This window comes from Paenibacillus forsythiae T98 (assembly GCF_000520735.1).
Classification (GTDB): Bacteria; Bacillota; Bacilli; order Paenibacillales; family Paenibacillaceae; genus Paenibacillus_AQ; species Paenibacillus_AQ forsythiae.
The window spans coordinates 1-477 of the sequence record NZ_ASSC01000559.1; the positions used below are offsets into that span (position 1 = coordinate 1).

Consider the following 477-nt stretch of genomic DNA (forward strand, 5'->3'; position numbering starts at 1 on the left):
GCCCGCTCGGTCTCAGCTTGGCAAAGCCGATGTCCAGCAGCTCCAGCCGGTGCAGCAAGCGCGAGCGGCGCAAATCCAGCCGGGCGGCCGCTTCAGTTGAAGCCCGGCGGTTCTCGCGCAGGTCGAGCGTAAGCTCCCCAGCGACTGCGCTTCGGTACTTCTCAAGTTTGAGCGCCTTCAATTCACGCGCAAGATCATCCTGGATGGGCGTCTGGCTTACGCCTTCGGCCAGCTCCCCGATCTCCGTCCCGATGTCAAGCTGAACCAGCGCCTCCGCCACGGGAGCAAGCTCACCGTGGCCCAGCAGCGTACGGGCCGCATCCCGCAAATCGCGGAGCGCTGGCGCGCTTCCGCTATGCAGCGAGGCCAGCGCCTCCGCCAGCCGTACGGCCTCAATCACTTCAGCCGTCGAGCGGTGGGTACCCGCTTCGCGCAGATGCAGGGCCGCCGCCGACAAATACCGGTGCGGCAGGTGGG

The 477-nt window shown here is 67.1% G+C and carries 1 protein-coding gene; it reads right to left on the minus strand.

The genetic code is table 11. The features are described 5' to 3' along the window. Positions 1 to 477 (minus strand): DUF5682 family protein (locus L692_RS32930; protein WP_232238814.1); only part of this gene is annotated, 477 nt, incomplete at both ends.